This is a genomic window from Amycolatopsis rubida, from assembly GCF_900115345.1.
GTDB classification, from domain to species: Bacteria; Actinomycetota; Actinomycetes; order Mycobacteriales; family Pseudonocardiaceae; genus Amycolatopsis; species Amycolatopsis rubida.
In genome coordinates this window covers 169,174-190,494 of sequence record NZ_FOWC01000014.1, presented here as the reverse complement: position 1 = coordinate 190,494, position 21,321 = coordinate 169,174, and the positions used below count along the sequence as shown (strand labels likewise).

Below are 21,321 nucleotides of genomic sequence, written 5' to 3'. Positions count from 1 at the left end.
CGCCTTTCGCTCGTCGTCTGACCGGGCGGCGAGACGCATCGAGTTCGGGGTGGACGCTCGGCTGGACGGACAAGGCGTCCCCGACGTGCTGTCCCGTCAACTTGACCCGCTCGCGGCGGACTTGCTGGAAGTCGCGGCCGCCGTTTACGCCGTCGACCGCAGCGTGGTCCGACCGCGCTACGCGGGGTTCGAACGCGGGGAAAACTGGGCGCGGCAGATCGACCTGACGATCCCGGTGCGCTGCCGGGAACGCTGGGAGTCCGTGCGGACCGACCTGGCGGAACTGCTCGCATGGCTTACCGACGACGAATGGTCCGTCTCGTTCAGCGAGTCGGATCGCGACAGGCTCACCGGAGGCCAGGGATACCTGGTGAGCACCTTGCCGGATGACATCGAGCCGGTGTTGTTCTCCGGCGGCCTCGACTCGTCCGCGGGGCTGGCTCTCCGCCTGGGCGGGCCGCCGCTGCTGCCGGTCAGCGTGCGCACGAACAACGACATGGCTGGGGTCCAGGAGCGCGTCCTGTCCCGACTCCGCGGCGTGTCCCGCGAGGTCCTGCCAGCGGCCAGTTTCCGGGTCAACCTCACCCAGTCCAGGACCCGAGCTCCTGGGGCGAAGCAGGAGAATTCCCAACGCTCGCGCGGTCTGCTCTTTCTCGCCGCGGGCATCGCGGTGGCGATCACGCTCGGAAAGGGACGGCTGTGGTTCCTCGAGAACGGGATCGGCGCGATCAACCTGCCCTACTTGCGGTCCCAGGTCGGATCGCAGGCGACGCGGTCCGCGCATCCGCGGACGGTGCAGGCGATGGCCCGGCTGGCCGGGACCCTCACCGGTCAGGATTTCGCAGTGGAAACGCCGTTGCTCGGCCTGACCAAGGCCGAGGCGGTGTCGGCTGTGCCGCCGGAATACGAGCACGCTATCGCGTGCAGCGTGTCCTGCGACACGGGATTCGCGTCCCGGATCAGCGGGCATCCGCCCTGCGGCACCTGCACCTCGTGCTTGCTGCGGCGGCAGGCGGTGACAGCTTCGCGGTATCCGAAACTCGACGAGGGGAAGCGATTCCGGCGGATTCCGGACCGGACGACGCCGGAGCTGGCCGCGATGCTGTGGCAGGCTTCCCGGATCGAGTCGCGGCTGGCCGAGCAGGATCCGTGGAGCGGCTTCGTGGAGGAGTTCCCGGAGATCGCCGGAGCTGCGGAGTTCGTGCCCCGGGACCGTCTGCTGAGGCTGTTCGGCGCCTACGTCCGCGAGTGGCCTAAGGTTTTGGCCCCGATGGACGTGCCGGTCGGAGACTGGTTCAGCGGGCAGGAATTGGCTTCGTGACGACGGGAAAGACGATGGAACAGACCGAATCGGCCCAGGCGCTCGCCTCGCGGATTCGGGGTGCCCGCGAGGCGGCGAACCTCACCCAGGCACAGGCGGCAGCCGAGCTGGGCGTGAGCAGGCCGACACTCATCGCGATGGAAAAGGGCACCCGGTCGGTCAGTCCGCCGGAACTGGTCAAACTCGCGAACGCCTATGGGCGCGACGTCGCCACCCTGCTGCGCCCGACCGCGCCGCCGGCGTCGATCCGAGCCAAGTTCCGTACGGCGTTCACCACCGGGCCCGACAAGAGCGAACAGCTCGAGACCGCCGTGTCCGAGCTGGAGGAACTGGCCGACAACTACGTCGATCTGCTGCGGCGATCCGGATCGAGACTGCCCGGCCGACAGCCCGCGAGCAGATCGCTGGACTATCTCGCGCCCGACCGTGCCGGCGAGGACCTCGCGACGGAGGAACGCAACCGGCTCGGGCTCGGCGACGGGCCGATCCAGCAGCTCCGGGAGATGCTCGAAGTCGAAGTCGGGCTCCGGGTGTTCTTCCTCGACCTGCCCTCGAAGATCGCCGGGCTGTTCATCTACGTCGATCCGCTCGGCGGTTGCGTCGGTGTCAACCGCAACCACCCAGCCGAACGACGGCGATGGACGATGGCGCACGAATACGCCCACTACCTCTCCTCGCGCGACCGCAGCGAAGTCACCCCGATCGGCGCACGGGGCAGGATCCCGGACACCGAACGGTTCGCCGAGGCCTTCGCCGGGAACTTTTTGATGCCCCGCAACGGCATTACCCGTCGTTTCCACGAACTCAGCCGGGACAACGGAGGAAAGCCGACTCCGGCGACCATCGTCCAGCTCGCGCACGCCTACCGGGTATCGGCTCAAGCGCTCTGCCTTCGCCTGGAAGACCTTGCGCTGGTGCGCCCGGCGACCTGGGATCGGCTGAAGGACAACAACTTCCAGCCGCGAGCCGCGGCGGAGCGACTGCGGTTGCCGAACCTTCCCGACAACGGCTCCCGGCTGCCGTATCACTACCGCACGCTTGCGACGCAGCTGTTCGTCGACGGAGACATCACCGAGTCGCAGTTCGCCCGCTATCTCGGGACCGACATCGTCGGCGCGCGTGAGGAGTTCGAGCGCTTGACCTCCACCACGGATGTAGGGGACGACGGAGAGATGCAGGTGCTCGACCTCCTCGACGGCGTGGAGTGATCCGTGCCGTCTCCGCTGTTGCTCGACGCTTGCATCGCGATCAACCTCGCGGCCACCGGACGCTCACGCGACATCGAGGAGGTGCTCGAGCTCAAGTACCTCATGGTGGTACCGGCCGCGAAGGAATGCGGCAGCATCGAACTCGCCGGCGACCTGCCGATCGTGCGGCGCGCGCACGGCGGAGGCGGGCAAGCCCTGGTGGCCGAGGTTCTCTGGCTGATCGAGGCGGAATACGACATGTACGTCGAACTGGCGGCGGACGTCGACGACGGCGAAGCCGCGACCGCCGCGACTGCACACCATCGGTCCATTTCCGCCGCGACCGATGATCGGAAAGCCCGTCGCGTCATGAAGAGCTTAGGTCTGGCCGAGCCGGTCGGCACCCCGGAGCTCCTCAGGGACTTCGAAGCTGCAGCCGGGCTTCCGCCCGAAGAAACAGGCGCGATGCTCAGAGACGTCCGGGACAGGGCTCGTTATGTTGCTCGCCGGAACGACCCCCTGCACGACTGGTGGGAAGACCGGCTTCAGCGCTGACGGCGCGAAGGCCCGCGACTGGCCCGGACCAGCTCCGCCTGCGGCCAGGGCCGATTCACTGGCATGGGCGTCGCTGTCTCGGCAGCTGTCTGGCGCGATCGCGCGTACTGGATGCTCCAAGAGGCCGAAGCCAAGACCCGGCTGTTCCGCACTCTCGGGAAACGCGGTCTGAGCTGATTTGGTACCGCATTTCCGACACGAGCAAAACTCTCGCGTGGTGCATTCTAGGAGGGTCGAGGCCTCGTCGGCCGCAGTTAGTCGGACGCGGCTTGCAGGAAATCGCTCAATCGGCCCGCCTTGTTGATCCAACCGCGTTTGCTGGCCTGTTTCCGCGAAATGAGGACGATTCCCGCGCGTTCGAACGCGGCCGCCAATGCGTACGGATGTCGCCGCGTGGACTGGGTGCAGCCGCTCGGCCAGCGCCCGCTGAATCCGTCCGGGCTCAGCAGGTGCGGAACTCGGTGCGTTCAGGCCAGCAGATCTCCGCGAAAGCACCCGTCCAACGGTCGCCGCGTGCCGGTCGACGGGCGCAGGGAGTCCGCTGCGGCGTGTTTTCCGGTCGGAGTCTGGATCATCGGGATGATGTGCGTCTCGTCCAGCAGGGAGGCACGCCTGGCGACGACGACGGGAAAGTTGTTCCGGCTTTCCGGCCGAGGAGCTCGAAGCCAGCCTGCGGCCGTCTTCCCTTTGCCGAGCCTGATGCCTTCGAAACTGGAGTAGATGACGACCTCGCAGCCGTCGATGATCCCCCGGTAGGTTACGTCCGCGGCATGTTTTCCTCCGGACGGGCGCAAGCGCAGTGCGCGTGCCCACTGGGCTGCCGTGGCCGGGGCTCCGGGCCCGCACTCGACGGGCGGAAAGCCGATCACCTGACGGGAATTTCCTCGCTGCACTACGAGGGACTCGTAGTGCAGCGAGGGGTCGTTTTCCCTGGCGCGAGCGGTGATCGCACGTCGCAAGTTGGCGTCGCGTACTTCATGCAGCGGCTTGCGTCGCACCGGTACTCCTGGTTCGTTCCGTCGTCGTCAGGTTGACCAGGACATCTTGCCGTACCGGCCGATTACCCGATCGAGTTCCCCGGTTTTGCAGGAGCGGGCCGGCCCGGGCGAAGTGTTCGGGAACGCTGGGGCCCGATCGGTGAGGCGTCTTCCGTCCGCCCTGGTCGGCGAGACCGGCAACCTGATCATCGAGCTGGAGGACCTGTGGCCTCCACCGCCGCGCCGCGCGACGACCGGTTCGCGGCCGTCACCGACAATCTGACGGTCGGCGGGTTCTCATTCATTTGTGCTGGGCAGCGTGGGTTGTGGGTTGTGTGCGTTTCAGTAGTCGTTGGATCTCGGTGGCTTGTGGTGCTTCGAGGCGTCGGTAGATGTCCTGGGCCGATGGACGGGAGACCGCCAACTCGTCGGTTCCACGGTGCGGTGAGCGTGGTAGGGGTCGGTGACAGCCCTTGCCAAGGCCACGTTGGCACGCCTGTTCCAAGGTCGAAGCGGCGAGGTTCCGGTGTGTGGAATCGTGAGATGGACTCGCATGCCGCCGCCCCGCGACCATCGTCGTCGGACGGAGGAGTACGAGTCTTGACGAACTCGGTCCGCCCGCTGGTGGTGGCCGAATCCGAGCTGTCCGCGGCGGCCGCGGCTGCTGAACCCATCACCCAGAACAAGGAGTCCTGAGGCGTGGCCAATCTATTCCGGCTCTCGAAGCCCGTTCAGTGCAAGCCGCTCGACGAATGGGGCTGCGGGGTTCCAGAAGTCTGATCATGCATTCTGACCAGCGGCAATTGCTCTTTCGGCGGGTAGGGCATGATCGCCGGGCATGTCGCTGCGTCTGCTCTATCTGATCTTCCTCCGGCTGCTGGGTCTGTTGGTGTTGTTCGGTCGTTCGTCGGCGTCCAAGAACATCGAGTTGCTGGTGCTGCGCCACGAGGTCGCCGTACTGCGCCGAAGCAACCCGAAACCTCGCCTCGACTGGGCCGACCGGGCTGTGTTCGCCGCACTGGTCCGGCTGATGCCCAAGACGCTGCGAACACACCGGCTGGTCACCCCGGGAACGATCCTGCGCTGGCACCGTCGGCTGGTAGCCGCGAAGTGGACATATCCACACCGGCACGGGCGTCCACCCGTCGACGAAGGTATCGCCGGGCTGATCGAGCGGATGGCCACAGAAAACCACAGCTGGGGCTACAAGAGGATCCAGGGTGAGCTGCTCAAGCTTGGCCACCGGGTCGGGGCCTCGACGATACGGCGGATTCTGAAGCGTGCGCGTATACCTCCAGCGCCGGCCCGGCACACCGACACGTCCTGGCGGCAGTTCCTGCGCACGCAGGCCTCGACGATGCTGGCCTGCGACTTCTTCCACGTCGACTGCGCGTTCACCCTGAAGCGGATCTGCGTGTTCTTCGTACTGGAGGTCGGCAGCCGCTACGTCCACGTCCTCGGCACGACCACGAACCCGGACGGTAGATGGACCACGCAGCAGATCCGCAACCTCGTGGTGGCGCTCGGCGATCGAGTTGACGAGTTCAGCTTTCTCATCCGCGACCGGGCTGGCCAGTTCGCGGCCGCCTTCGATGCCGTCCTGGCGGACGTGGGCATCGAAACGATAAGGATTCCGCCGCGTTGTCCACGGGCCAACTGCTACGCCGAGCGGTTCGTGCTGACAGCCAGATCCGAACTCGCCGATCGTATGTTGATCCTCAACGAGCGGCATCTGCGGGCCGTGCTTGCCGAGTACGTCCGGCACTACAACGGTCGACGGCCGCACCGTTCTCGCCAGCTTCGCCCACCTCGGCCCACCTACCCCGCGGCAGACCTCAACGCTCAGCGGATCAAGCGACAGCGACTTCTCGGGGGCCTGATCAACGAATACGAACGAGCCGCGTAAAGCCGCTGGTGAGCGCCGGTGAGCGACTTTTGGAACCGCACAGGCGGTCACGTGTGCATATCTCGTCCGCCGGTGCAGCAGCGGAACCTCGATCAGCAACTGAGTCCCGGCTCGGTCGCCGTTGTGCGTACCGAATATTCCGTCCATGTAGTTCAGCGGTCATCGGCGTGTGACTGATCGCCGTCGGGCATGATCGCCGTCAGGCATGATCGCGACTCATGGTCGCTCGCTTCGCATATCTCGCCGTCACTCATGCTTTCGCCGAATTGCGGCTACTGCCGAACAACCGGCACCGAACCCACCGATCACTGGCTGCCGCGGCACCGCTGCGAGCCCGGCCTCAACCCCTTCAGCTCGACCGCATCGAACACCTCGCCATACGCCGAGAAGCCCGACTCGGCGGACTCATCCACGAGTACCAACATGCGGCTTGACCTGCTTGGACGCAATTTTCGGCACTCGCAACCCCCGCTCGCGCGGGGAGAACACTTCTTGACCTGGGAGTTTATCTGACGGATGGCGGGTTTTCATTCACTGTGCTGAGCAGCGTGGGTTGTGTGCGTGTCAGCAGTCGTTCGATCTCGGTGGCTTATGGTGCTTTGATGCGTCGGTAGATGTCGAGTGCCCGGCTGAGACAGGTTGTTGCTCGCTTGTGGTGCCCGGGGAGGCGCGTCCGAGGTAGCTGAGGGAGATGCCTTGGCAGGAGCGGCTTCCAACGGTTTCGTAGAGGCGCAAGGCTTCGGCGTGGTGGTCGACGGCGCTCCACAAGCAACTGTGCGCGAACCGCGCTGTGCCGAATGGATGACATACCGGGATGGAAGCTGCTGTTGCCACCGGATGCCGTCGCCTTGCCTCGTCCCGCGGACATCGCCACAGCGAGCGGGCGCACCGTCACCGTCGAGCCCACCGACACGCTCTCGGCCATCGCTGAACGCGAACTCGGCGACCCGGATGCCTGGCACGCGATCTTCGACCTCAACGCCGGCCGCAACCAGCCCGACGGCCGCGCGCTGCGCCACCCCGACCAGATCCTGCCCGGCTGGCACCTCGTTCTGCCCGCCCAGGCGACACCACCACCCGCGCAGCCACCAGAGCAGCCCGCGACGCCACCGAACAGCCCGACACCCGCGCCTGTCCCAGAAGGCCCGGCTACCTCCGCCGAGCAGCCCGCCCCGCCGCACGCACCTCGAGGAGAACAGCCCGACATGCCCGAGGCGCATCCCGGAGCTGGTATCGCACTGCCGACCGGCGCGTTCGTCGGCCTCGGACTGGCTGCCCTGATCACCCTCGCGATGATCACCGTCCGACTCCGGCACCGCCGCTGGTACCACCCCGGCGCACGCGACGACGCTGACCCTGCGGGGTTCCAGAAGTCGGTGCACGTATCCGACCTGGGGCAACGGGCAGATTCGACGGGGAGGGCATGATCGTCAGCCATGGCGCTGCGTCTGCTCTATCTGATCTTCCTCCGGCTGGTGGGCCTGCTGGTGTTGCTCTGCCGCTCGTCGGCCTCCAAGGACGTCGAGTTACTGGTGCTGCGCCACGAAGTCGCCGTGCTGCGCAGAGGGAACCCGAAACCTCGCCCGGACTGGGCCGACCGGGCTGTGGTCGCCGCGCTGGTGCGGCTGCTGCCGCAGGCGCTGCGGGCACACCGGATGGTGACCCCGGGCACGATCCTGCGCTGGCACCGTCGACTGGTAGCCGCGAAGTGGACCTATCCACACCGGTACGGGCGTCCGCCCCTGGACAAGACGATCGCCGGGCTGATTCAACGGATGGCCACCGAGAACCACGCCTGCTACCAGAGGATTCAGGGCGAGCTACTCAAGCTGGGACACCAGGTCGGCGCCTCGACGATCCGGCGGATCCTGAAGCGGGCGCGTGTACCTCCCGCGTCAACCCGGCACACCGACGTGACCTGGCGGCAGTTCCTGCGCACGCAGGCCTCGGGGATGCTGGCGTGCGACTTCTTCCACGTCGACTGTGCATTCAGCCTCAAACGCATCTACGTGTTCTTCGTGCTGGAGGTCGGCACCCGCTACGTCCTCGGCACGACAACGAACCCGGACAGCGGCTGGACCACCCAGCAGATCCGCAACCTCATGATGGATCTCGGTGATCGAGCCGAGGGGATCAGATTCCTCAACCGTGACGGGGCTGGTCAGTTCGCGGCCTCCTTCGATGCCGTCCTGGCCGACGCGGGCATCAAGACGGTCAAGATCCCGCCACGTTGCCCACGAGCGAACTGCTACGCCGAACGGTTCGTGCTCACAGCCAGAACCGAACTCACCGACCACATGCTGATCCTCAACGAGCGGCATCTGCACACCGTGCTCGCCGAATACCTCCGGCACTACAACGGTCGACGGCCGCACCGTTCCCGCGAGCTCCGCCCGCCCCGGCCGACCCACCCCGTGGCAGACCTCAACTCTCAACGAATCAAGCGTCAGCGCCTTCTCGGAGGCCTGATCAACGAATACCAACGGGTTGCGTAAAACTACTGGTCAGCGCCGGTGACCGACTTTTGGAACCCCGCAGGTCCTCCAGATCGTCTTGGAGCGTGACGAATCCGAACTGGTCGCGGCCGCCGAAGAGCGGGATGAATTTTGCGTAGTCTTCGCTGCGGGCATCGAGTGCGTCGTGCACGTCCTCGACGTGCTGGAGGTCGATGGTCAAGCCGGTGGCTTCGAAGATCGTGATATCGCTGCTTTCCTCGTCGAGTCGTTTCGTCGAGAGTGCCGTGCCTTCTGCCTTGTACCAAGGTTGGATGCCGTCAGCTTCGTCCTCGTCGGGAAGGACCCGCACGGTGGCGCTGGCCCACCAGTCGCTGGTTCCGGGATCGGTCTCGTCGCTTCCGGCGAGGCTTGCCTGGTTGTTGAGATGAAGTTCAACCCATTCCAGTTGAGCAAGCAACTGTCGCGAAAGGTCGGGGTCCCTGCGGCGTGCGGCCATAGGACCGTAGTACTCGGATTTCTCCATCTGCTCAAGATGAGCGCACCCTGATCTGACGGAACAGTCGGCGGCAGGGAGTTGTGATGGCGGAGCGCGGTGTGTGGAAGCGATGTGGGTGTGTCGATCCGGAGACAAAGCGTCCGTACGGGCCTCGGTGTCCCCGGCTGGCTGCGCGGGGGCACGGCAGCTGGTATTTCACGGTGGAGTTGCCGGGGCAGCGCGATGGCGGGCGGTGCCGGCTGCGGCGTGTTGGGTTTTCGTCGCGGGCGGCGGCGTTGCGGGCTCAGCGGTATTGGCGGGGTGAGGATGTCGAGCCTGATCTGAGTTTGGTGACGGTGGGGCAGTGGCTGGATATCTGGTTGGCGACTCGTCACGGGATTCGTCCGGCGACGCGGAGGATCTATACCCAGCTCGTGCGGGACTACCTCAGGCCCGGCCTCGGGAATGTCGCGCTGAGGGAGTTGACGATCGGTCGGGTGCAGGCGATGTTCACGTGCCTGCTGCGAGCGAATGCCGCCCGGGTCCGGCCGTTGTCGCCGACGACGTTGCAGCGGATACGTGAGGTGCTGCGTGCGGCGCTGAACGGGGCGATCCGGCGTGAGTTGATCACCAGCAACCCGGCGCGGTGGGTGGAGCTGCCATCGCTGCGCCGGCCGCGGGCGGTGGTGTGGACCGAGGCGCGGGTCGCGGTGTGGCGGGCGACCGGGGAGCGTCCGCCAGTGGCGGTCTGGACGGCCGAGCAGACGGCCGCGTTCCTCCGGCACGCCGGGTCGCATCCGTTGCATGCGGTGTTTCACGTCGCGGCTCTGACGGGGCTGCGACGTGGTGAGGTCCTCGGCTTGCGCTGGTGTGATCTCGACCTGGTTGGGGCGTCGTTGACGGTGACCCATCAGATTCAGGAGCGGGATGGTCGGGCGGTGATCTGTCTGCCGAAGTCCGCGGCCAGCGGCCGCGCGGTGTCCCTGGATCGGGGCACGGTCGCGCTGCTGGTGCGGCTGCGGTCTGCGCAGCGCCGCGAGGGTGGTGGAGCGGCTGACGGGTGGGTGTTCGCGCGGGAGAACGGCAGTCACTGGAGCCCGAGTTACGTGTCGCACACGTTCCGGCCGCTGATCGAGAAGGCTGATCTGCCGCCGGTGCGGTTCCACGACCTGCGCCACGGCGCGGCGACGCTATCCCTGGCCGCAGGCAACGACCTGAAGACCGTGCAGGCACTGCTCGGCCACGCCAGCATCGTCCTGACGGCCGACACGTACACCAGCGTGCTCCCCTCGCTGGCTCAGGCCTGCGCGGAGGCAACCGCGAGCTTGGTCCGCCGCGCCGGCTACGACCGGGGACGGAAGATCTGCAGGTCAGGTGCTAGGTCTACCCGGCACGGGCGACGTCGAGCGGTCGGACGCGGTCCGCGCTTCATCCGTGCCGGCGGGACTCTGGGTGGGACCCACAGCGGCCCCAGCGCGGACCCACAGATCGACAAAGCCCACCGACAGCGACCCTGAATTTGCAGGGAAACTGTTGGTGGGCTTTGCTTTCCGACTGTGCGCCATCAGGGACTCGAACCCCGAACCCGCTGGTTAAGAGGGCCTTTTCGTCTGGTCGCAAGGTGCTTGCGGTGTCGTGGTGTGTCGGCCGGTGTTGTCGTGTGGCGGAGGTCTCGGGCTCGCCTCGGGCTCGCAAATGTCTGAGCTTCCCCCGGTTGTCCGGACACCTCATCTGAGGTGACCTCCGGTCACCAGGGAGGATGTTCTCGTGCCTGCACCACACCCGCCTGAGTTCCGTCAGCGTGCCGTCGAGCTGGCCCGGTTGGGCGACAAACCGGTCGCCGCGCTGGCGAAAGATCTGGGCATCAGCGAGTCCTGCCTGCGCAACTGGATGGCCCAGGCCGACACCGACGAGCACGGTTCGGCCACCCGGCTCTCCAGCGCGGAAAAGAAGGAACTGGCCGAGCTGCGCCGCAAAAACCGGCAGCTCGAACTGGAAAACGAGATCCTGAAACGGGCCGCCGCATACTTCGCGCGGGAGAACATCCTCCCAAAGTAACGTTCCCGCTGGTCCACGAACTCGCCGCTGACGGAATCGACGTCGCGGTGGCCTGCCGGGCCCTGAACGTGTCCCGTTCCGGGTATTACGACTGGCGCGATCGGCCGATACCCGAGCGCGACCGGGACAACGAGCTGCCGCTGAAACACATCGAGCAGATCCATGCCGATTCCCGCCAAACCTACGGATCACCGCGAGTACACGCCGAATTGACGCTGGGCTTGGGCCTGCCGGTGAACCGCAAACGCGTCGAGCGGCTCATACGCGAGGCCGGCATCCAGGGCCTCTACCGGCGGAAACAAGCCTGGACCACCATTCGCGACCCGGCCGCCGAACCAGCCCCGGACCTGGTCAACCGCCACTTCGCTGTCACCGAACCGGATCGGTTGTGGATCACCGACATCACCGAGCACCCCACCGCCGAAGGGAAACTGTATTGCGCCGCGGTCATGGACGCCTATTCCCGGCTGATCATCGGCTGGTCCCTCGCCGGCCACATGCGCACCGAACTCGTCACCGACGCGCTCGGCATGGCCATCATCCGGCGCAAACCAGATGACAATGCGACAATTCTGCATTCCGACCACGGCTCGCAATACACGTCCTGGGCATTCGGGCAGCGACTCCGCGCCGCCGGACTGCTCGCCTCCGTGGGCACCGTCGGCGACTGCTACGACAACGCGATGATGGAATCGTTCCGGGGAACGCTCCAACTCGAAATCCTCGACCAGAAACAGTGGGACACCCGCGACCAGCTTGCCAATGCGATATTCGAATGGATAGAATGCTGGTACAACCCGAAACGGAGACACTCCGCCATCGGGATGCACAGCCCCGTCACCTTCGACGCCCTGCACACCCGGTCAGACCAAGATCACTGACCCCACACCGCAGGTGTCCGCCAAACGGGGGGAAGCTCAGCGCGGTTGTTGCTGGTAGGTGCGAGCGTGGTGACGTTGGCGTTGAACGTGGCTGAGCCGCTTGTTGCCGATTGTCTGGGGACAGCGTTGTTCGATGCGGTGGGGCCGTTGCTGCTGATCGGCTGGTCCGAGGTCGGGCCTGCTCTGCTGCAGGCCCTGGCCGCGGTGCCAGCCACCGCGTATCCGGTCGGCGTCGCCCCTTCTGCTGACTCGACCGGGCCCACCATGGACGGCGAAGAGGGCGCAAGCGTGGACGCTGAGTTGCTGGAGCGGGCTCGGCATGAGGATCTGCGGCATCGTGAGCTGTATCAGCGCCCGGTCTCTGCCGAGAATCTCCGCAAGGCCTTGGGCGTAGGCGCGGAGCGATCGCGGACGCTCGTAAAATTGGTGCGTGCGGAGTGGAGCATCCCGGCATAGCGTGATCGAGCTGCTCAGAGGAGTCGCTGCTGGCTTTCTGCCAACGTGGCACGCAGCGGGACCAGCGGGTGGAGATGATATTCGGGTGGCTCTCGGCGCGTTCTGCAAACGTTGCTGGCAGGCAGTAAGGGCGTGGCAGTGGAAAGAGAAAGGTCACGGACGACGTCGATTCGCTTGTTGCCTCGGTCGGAGCGGGCGACTACGAGGTGGCGTTCGCGATCATCACGGTGAAGGATCCAGCCCGGAAGGCGTTGAACCTGCCGTTGTTCTCGCGCATCAGCGGAATGCCCGCGTCCTGAGCCGGGCGATGGGTGTGCCGGTAAGGCTTGGCTCGTCAGAGACGTGTCGCTGCCGCAGCCTTCGAAAACCAAAGACCAGCAACCCGGCCGGGCCGTCGGTAGCTGCTTCCGGCATTCGAGTGGAATTCCGTTCTGGTCGGCGTGGTGACTCTCTACCGCTGGTGACTGCGGCTGTACTGGGCTTGGGCCTGTTTTCAGGGGAGGAACCGGGCATGAGAGCTGAGACTGGCTGATGGAATCTGATCTGGCCTGCGGTGCCTCTGCTGCGCGTCCAGCGCGGTATTGAACCAGGCGGCAACACCGAGAGACCGGGATGCGGCCCCGCACGCTGGCGGTTGGCAGCGCGTCGGCTCGAGCCGCGGGTACTTGATCGCCGGGGAGGGGATCATGCGCGAGAGCGGAGAGTCCGGCAATCGTAGTTCATTGCCGAGGGACTTCGATTCGATCATCACAGAGGTTCTGTGGTCCAACGACCTGCGCGATGTGTTCGCGGAGCGTCGCTGGCCGGCCAGCGTGATTGATCAGATCTACCTGAACCTGTTGCGAGACGAAGATTTTCTGCGTCGCTTGAGATCCGCGTACGCTGCGGTGGAGGACCGGGCCACTCGGCTTGACGAGCATGTGGACGAGAAACCGATCGTCCGCGCCGACGATTTTGCAGGGCTGCGGGAGAAGCCGCGCGCACGGACGCTGATCCTGGTGTTCGGGGCGATACTGACATTCGCGATCGCCGTGCCTCTGCTGGTGTTGCCTGACTGGTTTGTGCTGCAACTGGTGGCGATGTTCATGATCGCTGCTGCGTTGTACTGGCTGCCGTGGATCGACCGCGTCGTCGCTGACTCGCTGCCTCCGGCGCTGGAGCAACGCCGCGCGTGGGGACGGCACCGATGGCGGCTGCGTGCGGGGTTCACCCGGTTGCGCTGGGACTGGAAAACTACCGTGCGGAACGAGGTGGTGCTGCCGGAGATCCTGGCCCGCATCAACCGAGGCGTCCACCGCACGTTCAGCCACGATCTGCGGATCTACTATCGGTTCCTCGCTGGCCGGTCCTCGGCGTCGGTGTTCATTCCGACCGAGGCGGTGCGGCGGCTGGGCAGGGAACTGTCGCAGACTGCGTCGGGAGCGATCGCCTTGGCCGGACGGCGCGGCGTGGGAAAGACGACGTTGCTGCGGGCGCTGGAGAGCGGCATGCTGCCCGGAATAGACGTGGGCGACCGGCTGACGGTCGTCGTGCCGGCTCCGGCGCGCTACCAGTTACGGGAGTTCGTGCTTCACCTGCACGCGACGGTTTGCCGAGCTGTGCTCGAGGCCTTGGGCAATCCGCGGGTCGCCCACGGAGTCGCGGTACTGGACCGCTGGGAGCACCACTCCCGCAGCGCCGACCGGCGCGCGACGTGGAAAAGGGCTGCCCGTTGCTTCATCCGCGCGACGGCGTATGCGGTTCTTGCGGTGGCCTTGGCGGCGATGATCTGGCAACGACGGCCTGACCTCTCGAGCCTCCCCGGCGTCTACGGCGCGCAGGCCCGTCAACTGATCGAGGCCGCGCCGGCTCTCTCCCGCGACAACATCGGGAAGTGGCTGCTTATGTTGCTGGGTGCCGGCGCGGTCGTGCTGAGCTTGCTGGCTTCTGCGCTATGGCTGCTGGAATTGGTGACGCTGCCGCTGCGGCACGGCGTCATGCGCGCAGGGAGGCGATTGCGGGAGCGGGCCCGCAGATGCCTGCTGTGGTGGCGTGACTCTGCCCCGCGCTCCGGCGTGATGTACGTGCTGACCCGGTTGGCGCCGGTGCTGCCGCCGTCGCTGCGTCCAAGAGTGTCGTCAGCACCGGCGAGCCGCGTGCGGGCGAGGGCGACGCTGACCGGAATCGAGCGCGGCCGTCCTCTGCATCAGCTGAGCCAGCCGCTGAGAGTGCTGGCGACGCTGGCGACCGAGCAGCTGCGGCGGATCCGGTTCCTGCAGACGCATACCAGCGGCTGGTCGGGCAAGGTCGAAGGCCCGCGTGCGCTCGGCATGACCGTGACCCGCTCGATCGCCCATGCCGAACAGCCCCTGACCCAGCCCGAGGTCGTCGACCAGTTGCGCGGTTTCCTCCAGCACGCCGCGACCACGCTGATGCGCGCGCGACAGATCACCGGCATCGCCATCGCCATCGACGAACTGGACAAATTCGCCGACCCTGCTCAGGCACACGAATTCATTAACGAGATCAAAACCGTCTTCGGCGTCGACAACTGCGTGTTCCTGATCTCGGTGTCCGACGACGCGCTCGCCTCCTTCGAACTGCGCGGCATACCGGTCCGCGACGCCCTCGACAGCGCCTTCACCGCGATGATCACCGTGGACCCGTTCACCCTCGCCGAAGCCCACGACTGGCTCGACCACCGCCTCATCGGCCTGCCCAGCCCCTATGCGTGCCTGTGCTACGCCCTTTCGGCCGGGATCCCCCGGGAACTGGAGCGAGCCGCGGCCACGCTGCTGGACATCGAGCTGGACCACATGTCGGGCAGCGAAGCGTTCCCGGGCGGCATGTTCCGGTCGTACCCGCAGCTCGCGCACGTCACCCGCATGATCATCGCGGCCGACGTCGCGGCGAAACTACGTGCATTCACCTTCACCGTGCACCAGCATCCGCCGGGGGAATTGGCATCGCAGGTCATCGTCACCCTCAACACCGTCGGCGACCTCACCCATCCCGACGACAACGACCTGATCGAGCGGCTCGACGCACTGGCTGCGGCGTTGTGTGCACGCACCGAGGCCGCCGACGACGCCGAGCTTGTCCGGACCTGCCGCGAAGCCGCCGGATTCTGCCACCTGTGCGCCGCCATCCTGGAAATCTTCGACGACGACCTGGACGAGGCCACCTTGGACGCTCTGTCTGCCGAAGCCCTGCCGACACTCGCCGAGGCGCGTCGGGCGCTCGCAGTCGAACCCTTGCTCACCTGGTCGCTGGTCAACACCATTCGCGAACAGCGCGCCCAGTTGCGCGCTGACACTGCCTAGCCCTGCCAGACACCACGCCATCGGCGGACCGATCCCTCGGATGCGCTCCCACCGCGCAGCTGGCCTGGGACGCCGGGGAGCTCAGACACTCGTGGCCGGTCCGGCGGCTGATCGTGTCATTCGAGCTCGGCGACCAGTGCCCGCGGCTTGAGCCTGAGGAGAGGTTGTTCTTGTCCGCGTTTGCTGGCACCGCTGTCTCGAGCGGTGTTGCGTTGGCTTCGGCTTGTGGTCAGCTCGGATATCGTGCTGCGGTGGCATCACGACCTGGTGGGACGCCGTAATGTCCGTGAGAATGGGAATCGAGGACTCGAGGGCACGCTCCGCGCGCGAGAGGTCCGCGTACCTCCGTCTCCTAGTCAGTGATTACCGGCCGATCAGTTGAAGCGATCCGCGGAACCCGTCTCTCCCTCGCCGAGCGGCAACTGCCAGGTGACGACCGTCTCGCCGCCCACGCGGACGTAGCCGCGAGCGCGTCATGGGCGGCGTGAAGGTGCCCGAACAGCAAGGAAAAGCGTTGGGTCAAGCTGGGTCGACGAAATCACACGAATGGCCTGACCCTCTTCCCCTGTTTGCCTAGGGGCCGGGCCTACAGTGAGGAGGCGGAACAGGAGCAGAAAGCGGCGGACCGTTCCTCGGTCAAGGAACAGCCCGCCGCCTGTGATTGCGGTGCTAGCCCTGCCAGTGCTGGTACAGGGTTGCGACTCCCATGCCGGCCAGCATTAGCAGGAACACCACGCGGCAACCCTGAGGGGGAGGTGAACCAGATGCGGTCACCGCCCCTTACTCCAAGACCAGCAGTGTCGACCGGCTTCTGAACGGCCGCTGGCAGGGCCGTCGTTGTCCGCGCGGCCCAACTCTCGCCCGAGCCCGAGGCATCTGCACCAGCCGCTGCAGCCAACTACCGGACGAGGCCGCCGTCTCAACCGTCTGTTTAGCCGCCGATGGTGAGCGAGATCGGCGCGTGCGCCCGATCGGCTGTCAGGTATTGGTCTCCGCGGTGGGAGATTGTCAGTACGTAGGACGGGAGTCCGTCGGGGACGTCGTTGACGGTGAATCCGAGTTGGCATCCGGTCACGACGTTGTGGTCGTAGACGTAGCTGGTTTGGGCGGTGCCGCTGGTGATCGAACCCGTTGCGATCACGTGGCCGGCCCCGTCGGACACCTTGACGGCTGTGCCTGGTGTGAGGTCGGAGTACCCGCCCGTTCCTTGGCAGTCGCTGTCCGCCGCTCCGGTGTCGTTCGTCCTCACATCCGATGAGTCGCTCTCGATCGTGAGGATGCCGGTCAGCATGAACGTCTTCGTGGGCGGTGCGATCAACGACGACGGGACCCCGAGCGACATGCCCGACGGTCGGGTGGCGACGTAAGTGACCGTCGCGGTGGACGCGAGGGCGAGCACCGACGCGCTGACACCGGCGATGAGGCGGGTATTGGTCATCTCGTTCTCCAGTCGCTCGGACTGTTCTGGAGCAGTCGCACGGGACGCGGTGCGTGTTACGGGACCGATCCGCGAAGATCCGCCCTGTGCCGTCCGCCGTCGCGGCCCGGGATGAGCGGTCCCTCGGATCACCTGGACTACCGTGAGGAACGGTGGCCGTAACGCGCGTTCGGCCCGAGTACGCTCGTGAGTACGTGCGGTGCTTCGCCGACCCAGCCGCAATGGCGGTTGGTGCCTGCCTGAAGACGCCGGCGGTCCGGGGGTTTGGGCTTTGCGCCGTGTCGTGTGATGTTTCTGCTGTGGCCGCTCGTGATCTTGAGTTTTTGTCGTCGCGGGGTGGCAGTACCGGGACGTCGAGTAACGGTCGGTGATCCCGGAGGGGATGCCGTTCCTGGTTGACGATGATCTGTTGTTCGAGGACGGCCCGTCTGCGCCGCGGGTGGCGTCGGTGGTGAACGGTGGCTGGTGCTGGTCAGTGGGACGGTTGCCAGTTTCGGGACGGGATCCCGTTGATCGTCGCGCCGCCTTGGGCGAGGTCAGCCGCGCTGTTGTCGAGGAAAGCGAAGGGGAAGGGCAAGGACGGAGCGGTCAAGGTGTCCAGCGTGGCGAGCTGTTCCGCGGAGAGTGTCACGGTGAGGGATGCCAGGTTGTTCTCCAGTTGGTCGAGCGTCCGGCAGCCGATGATGGTCGCGGTCACTTCCGGGCGGTGGTTGACCCAGCCGAGAGCGACGGCGGGCATCGGAACCTGTTGCTCGGCAGCGATTTCGTGCAGTACGTCGAGCAGGGTGAAGGTGTTCTCGGTCAGCCGTGCGCGTGTGCTCGCCCAGTCCGCGCGGCCTGACTCGGCGGCACTGGTTCGGGTGTGTTTCCCGGACAGCACTCCGCCAGCGAGCGGGCCCCATGGCGTCACGCCGATGCCCAGGGCCCGGGCAGCGCCGAACAGCTCGCCCTCGACGGTCCGCTGCAGCAGCGAGTACTCCACCTGGATCGCCGTGACCGGGGCCCAGCCCCGGGCTTCGGCGAGGCTCGCCGCGCGGGCGACGGCCCACGCGGGGGTGTCGGACAGGCCGTAGTAGCGGATTTTGCCTGCGGTGATGAGGTCCTGCAGGGTGCCGATTGTCTCCTCGATCGGTGTGTGCTGGTCGAAGTAGTGCTGCCAGTACAGGTCCACGTGATCGGTGCCCAGCCGGGTGAGTGACGCGTCGAGTTGCCGCAGGATCGCTTTGCGGCCGGTGCCGCCTCCGTTGGGGTCGCCGGGGTGCAGGTTGCCGGCGAACTTCGTGGCGAGCACCAGCCCTTCCCGCAGCGACGGGTTGGTCCGGAGGAACTTCGCGATGGTCTGTTCCGCACGGCCGCCCGCGTAGCCGTTGGCTGTGTCGAGGGTGTTTCCCCCGGCGTCGACGTAGCGGTGCAGCAGGCGCAGCGCGGTGTCTTGATCGCAGCCCCAGCCGGGCTCGTCGAAGGTCAGCGTGCCGAGGATCAGCGGGCTGATCCGAAGACCGGTCCGGCCGAGAGTGCGGTACGAAGCAAGGTTCATAACCCCAGCGTGCACCCGGCAACGTGTACGATGAATAGTCTGGCGTCCACGTTTTTCGCGCGAAAGTACAGATATGCTCGCCGACCGGCATCCCGACCCGCTGTCGCAGGTCCTCGCCCTCGCCGGGGCTCGCTGCCACCTCACCGGAAAGCTGTCGGCGAGTGGCCGGTGGGCGCTGCGCTTCCCGGCCCGCGGCCGGCTCAAGATCATCGCCGTACGGCGCGGGAGTTGCACCTTTACCTCCGGCGGGCAGTCAGGCGAATTGCGGTCCGGCGAGGCGATCGCGGTGAACGGGGCTCATCCCTTCGTCCTGCGCACCGATGCCGACGTGCTGCCGATCGATGCCGAAACGATGACGGTGCCCGACCATCGCATCGGAACAGCGGACGAATTCTCCGGCATAGGCGGAGAAGTGACGGTCGAACCGGGTGGTGAGGCACTGCTGGTGCAGGCATTGCCGCCGCTAATGCACATTTCGGCAGCGCACCCGCAGGCGTCGGCTCTCGACTGGCTGCTGCGGGAACTGGACACGGAAATGGGCCACGACCGGCCCGGTCGCAGCTTCACTCGGGATCAGCTCGCGCAGTTGCTCCTCGTCCATATCCTGCGTGCATACCTGGCGCAGCCGAACGCCCTGCCCGCAGGCCGGCTACGGATCCTCGCAGACCCGCGGCTGGCCCCGGCCGCGCAGGCCCTGCACGAGAACCCGGCCCACACGTGGCGGCTCGACGAACTCGCCCGCCTCGCCGCGATGTCCCGCACCGGTTTCGCCGCGCGATTCCGCGCCGTCGCCGGCGTCCCGCCACTTGCGTACCTGACTGAGTGGCGCATGCGGATCGCGGCATACGAACTCACCCACCACGACACACCAGTAAGCGCACTGTCAGCACAGCTCGGCTACACCTCGGAAAGCGCCTTCATCACAGCCTTCAAACGTGCCTTCGGCAGGACACCCCTGCAGCACCGGCACCAACACCACGACCTTCACCGGGCCGAACCCTTGGCGTAATCGCCGCGCAGGAGCACCATGTGTCGCGAACCTGGCTCTCCGAAATCGGCCATGCCAAACGCGACACGAACCCAACCGCACACGGAGATCGTTGCAAGAGCGGAAGCTGGTGCGGCAGACAGGGGCGCGTTCGATGATGACGTACCAGATCCCGACTTGAGCCAGGAGCCCTGGTGCGCCTCTGGTTCGGCACAAGCTCTGGTTCCAGGAACGATGGCTTCGTCTCGGCCTATGGCACAGGCAGCCGCCGGGACCGAGCGTGCTGCGCATCGTCGCTGCAGCCGCCTCTGCCGCCTCGGCTGGGTGTAGTTGATGCCGCAACGTCGGAAATGTTCGGCCACAGCGGCACACGCGGCCTCTGTGCGTGGGGGATTTCCGCGTTACAGCGCGTTTCGCTGCCGCTGACGTCCCGCGGCAGCGGAGAGGCTGTGCGCCGCCCGGATCCCGGGTGCGCGTGATTATTGCTGCTGTGAAGGGAAGAATGTGCTGAAGAAGGGTTTGCGTCCGCTTCGGGCGGTAGGTCTTGCCGGGGTCGTCGCCGCGGGGATCGTGGCGTGCTCCGCGTGCACGCCCAGTCACGCGACAGGGCAGCAACCCAGCAGCGGCAAGGCATCGGCCCCGGCCGCCGACAGTGCCGCGCTGTCGGTCGGAAGCTTCTCCACGCCGCTTCCGCGGACGGGCTCGTGCCGCCTCGGCAACCGCAACGGGCAACCGACGCCCGACCCGTCCTGCACCCCCGGAGCGGTGAATCCGCAAGTCTCCCAAGCGAATATCGCCAGCACGGTGTGCAAGAGCGGCTGGACCAAACCGTGCGGCCGCCCACCGGCAAGACCGGCCGCATGAAGGACACCACGGCGAAGGCGTACGTCCTGCCGTCCGGCGAAACCGGCGAATACGACCACCTCGTCTCCCTCGAACTCGGCGGCGCGCCTGACGACCCGCGCAACCTCTGGGTCGAGCCGGGGAAGATCCCCAACCCCAAGGACGCGGTCGAGAACAAGCGTCAAAGACGCGGTCTGCAGTGGCCTGATCCCGCTCACCGCCGCGCAGGCCGCCGTCGCTCGCTCCTGGACCACCGCCTTCGACGACGCCGGACTCCGTGTCAGCGGCGGCAGCGCGTGCCTGCGTGCCGACCCCGGCCGGTGCACTCACGGCCAGCGCGGAGACAACACCGGCGAGCAGTCCCGGCCCGGCCGCGCTACGCGGTCCGTCGACGGCTGTTCGCGGACGAGCTTGATCGCCGGTCCGCGGACGGAGAACGCGCGGCAAGACGGTGGCGATGAACGAGTTCAGGCCGCGGCAGCCGGAGTGCCCGAACCCCGCACCCTGCTTCCTGTGGCCGCGGACCTCGATGAGAGGCGACGCCGGGCCTGAGTGGTGCCGATGCATTGGCCCCTCGGGGATCCAGGATCGACGGCTGGTGCCGGGGGAGGTGGCGCGGGTCGCTGCTCAATGCGACTCGCGGCTGACCTCTGAACCGCTCGAGCCCACGAGGAAGTCGAGGTCCGCGCCCGTGTCGGCCTGCGTGACGTGATCGATGTAGAGCCGCTCCCAGCCGCGTCGCGGGTTTGCGAACCCTGCGATCGTGCTGGCATTGGGGTGTCGCGCGGCCAGCTCCTCGTCGCTGAGTTCGACGTCGATGCGGCGGGCAGCGACGTCGAGGCTGATGACGTCACCTGTGCGCACGAGCGCGAGAGGGCCGCCGGCTGCTGCCTCGGGGGAGACGTGCAGAACGACTGTCCCGTAGGCGGTGCCGCTCTCAC

16 protein-coding genes and 1 pseudogene are annotated in these 21,321 nt (G+C 66.6%); 12 read left to right on the top strand and 5 right to left on the bottom strand.

The genetic code is table 11. The features are described 5' to 3' along the window. Positions 1-49 precede the first annotated feature (49 nt). Genes BM362_RS37015 through BM362_RS37005 form a run of 3 tightly spaced genes read left to right on the top strand, consistent with a single transcriptional unit; the run spans position 50 to position 3,063 of the window. Positions 50-1,321: a 7-cyano-7-deazaguanine synthase gene (locus BM362_RS37015; protein WP_093576301.1), complete on the top strand. Its 1,272-nt coding sequence runs from the start codon at positions 50-52 to the stop codon at positions 1,319-1,321. 14 nt (positions 1,322-1,335) lie between these two features. Beyond that, positions 1,336-2,529: a helix-turn-helix domain-containing protein gene (locus BM362_RS37010; protein WP_143132589.1), complete on the top strand. Its 1,194-nt coding sequence runs from the start codon at positions 1,336-1,338 to the stop codon at positions 2,527-2,529. A gap of 3 nt (positions 2,530-2,532) precedes the next feature. Beyond that, positions 2,533-3,063: a hypothetical protein gene (locus tag BM362_RS37005; RefSeq protein ID WP_067581113.1), complete on the top strand. Its 531-nt coding sequence runs from the start codon at positions 2,533-2,535 to the stop codon at positions 3,061-3,063. Positions 3,064-3,530: 467 nt separating this feature from the next. Here BM362_RS37005 and BM362_RS37000 read toward each other — a convergent pair whose 3' ends face one another. Then, the gene (locus tag BM362_RS37000) at positions 3,531-4,061 is read right to left on the bottom strand and encodes a hypothetical protein (protein WP_143132588.1); all 531 of its coding nucleotides are present in this window, start codon (positions 4,059-4,061) and stop codon (positions 3,531-3,533) included. 817 nt (positions 4,062-4,878) lie between these two features. Here BM362_RS37000 and BM362_RS49570 point away from each other — a divergent pair. From BM362_RS49570 to BM362_RS49565, 3 genes are all read left to right on the top strand, one after another. Beyond that, complete coding sequence (locus tag BM362_RS49570; RefSeq protein WP_093576299.1) at positions 4,879-5,946, top strand: integrase core domain-containing protein; 1,068 nt, start codon at positions 4,879-4,881, stop codon at positions 5,944-5,946. 797 nt (positions 5,947-6,743) lie between these two features. Beyond that, on the top strand, positions 6,744-7,373 hold the full coding sequence (locus BM362_RS36990) for a LysM peptidoglycan-binding domain-containing protein (protein WP_208865443.1): 630 nt from the start codon (positions 6,744-6,746) through the stop codon (positions 7,371-7,373). A 9-nt stretch (positions 7,374-7,382) separates the two neighbouring features. Next, the gene (locus tag BM362_RS49565; RefSeq protein ID WP_093576298.1) at positions 7,383-8,441 is read left to right on the top strand and encodes an integrase core domain-containing protein; all 1,059 of its coding nucleotides are present in this window, start codon (positions 7,383-7,385) and stop codon (positions 8,439-8,441) included. Here the strand turns inward: BM362_RS49565 and BM362_RS36980 are convergent. Further along, positions 8,416-8,925, bottom strand: a complete 510-nt coding sequence (locus tag BM362_RS36980; protein ID WP_143132587.1) for a hypothetical protein — start codon at positions 8,923-8,925, stop codon at positions 8,416-8,418. The genes BM362_RS49565 and BM362_RS36980 overlap by 26 nt on opposite strands. A 302-nt stretch (positions 8,926-9,227) precedes the next feature. Between BM362_RS36980 and BM362_RS36975 the strand changes: the two genes are divergently transcribed. The 5 genes from BM362_RS36975 (at position 9,228) to BM362_RS36955 (ending at position 15,574) form a co-directional block, all read left to right on the top strand. Beyond that, the gene (locus tag BM362_RS36975; RefSeq protein ID WP_093576296.1) at positions 9,228-10,394 is read left to right on the top strand and encodes a tyrosine-type recombinase/integrase; all 1,167 of its coding nucleotides are present in this window, start codon (positions 9,228-9,230) and stop codon (positions 10,392-10,394) included. Between the two features lie 250 nt (positions 10,395-10,644). Then, positions 10,645-10,935: a transposase gene (locus BM362_RS36970; protein ID WP_067581121.1), complete on the top strand. Its 291-nt coding sequence runs from the start codon at positions 10,645-10,647 to the stop codon at positions 10,933-10,935. A gap of 47 nt (positions 10,936-10,982) precedes the next feature. Continuing rightward, entirely contained in the window at positions 10,983-11,816 is an 834-nt protein-coding gene (locus BM362_RS36965; RefSeq protein WP_093576295.1) for an IS3 family transposase, read from the top strand. Positions 11,817-11,882: 66 nt separating this feature from the next. Then, positions 11,883-12,272, top strand: coding sequence for a hypothetical protein (locus BM362_RS36960; RefSeq protein ID WP_093576294.1), 390 nt, complete (start codon positions 11,883-11,885; stop codon positions 12,270-12,272). 665 nt (positions 12,273-12,937) lie between these two features. Beyond that, positions 12,938-15,574 carry a P-loop NTPase family protein gene (locus BM362_RS36955; RefSeq protein ID WP_143132584.1) on the top strand — a complete coding sequence of 879 codons (2,637 nt, stop codon included), beginning with the start codon at positions 12,938-12,940 and terminating at the stop codon, positions 15,572-15,574. A gap of 931 nt (positions 15,575-16,505) precedes the next feature. Here the strand turns inward: BM362_RS36955 and BM362_RS36950 are convergent. Together BM362_RS36950 and BM362_RS36945 are read right to left on the bottom strand one after the other, a co-directional pair. Further along, positions 16,506-17,012 (bottom strand): hypothetical protein, encoded by a 507-nt coding sequence (locus tag BM362_RS36950; RefSeq protein ID WP_093576292.1) that lies wholly within the window; start codon positions 17,010-17,012, stop codon positions 16,506-16,508. Between the two features lie 472 nt (positions 17,013-17,484). Beyond that, entirely contained in the window at positions 17,485-18,549 is a 1,065-nt protein-coding gene (locus BM362_RS36945; protein ID WP_093576291.1) for an aldo/keto reductase, read from the bottom strand. A gap of 73 nt (positions 18,550-18,622) precedes the next feature. Between BM362_RS36945 and BM362_RS36940 the strand changes: the two genes are divergently transcribed. After that, positions 18,623-19,558, top strand: a complete 936-nt coding sequence (locus BM362_RS36940) for an AraC family transcriptional regulator (protein ID WP_093576290.1) — start codon at positions 18,623-18,625, stop codon at positions 19,556-19,558. A gap of 1,449 nt (positions 19,559-21,007) precedes the next feature. Here the strand turns inward: BM362_RS36940 and BM362_RS36930 are convergent. Continuing rightward, a pseudogene (locus BM362_RS36930) lies at positions 21,008-21,310 on the bottom strand (dihydroxy-acid dehydratase); the annotation flags it as partial. Positions 21,311-21,321: the final 11 nt, after the last annotated feature.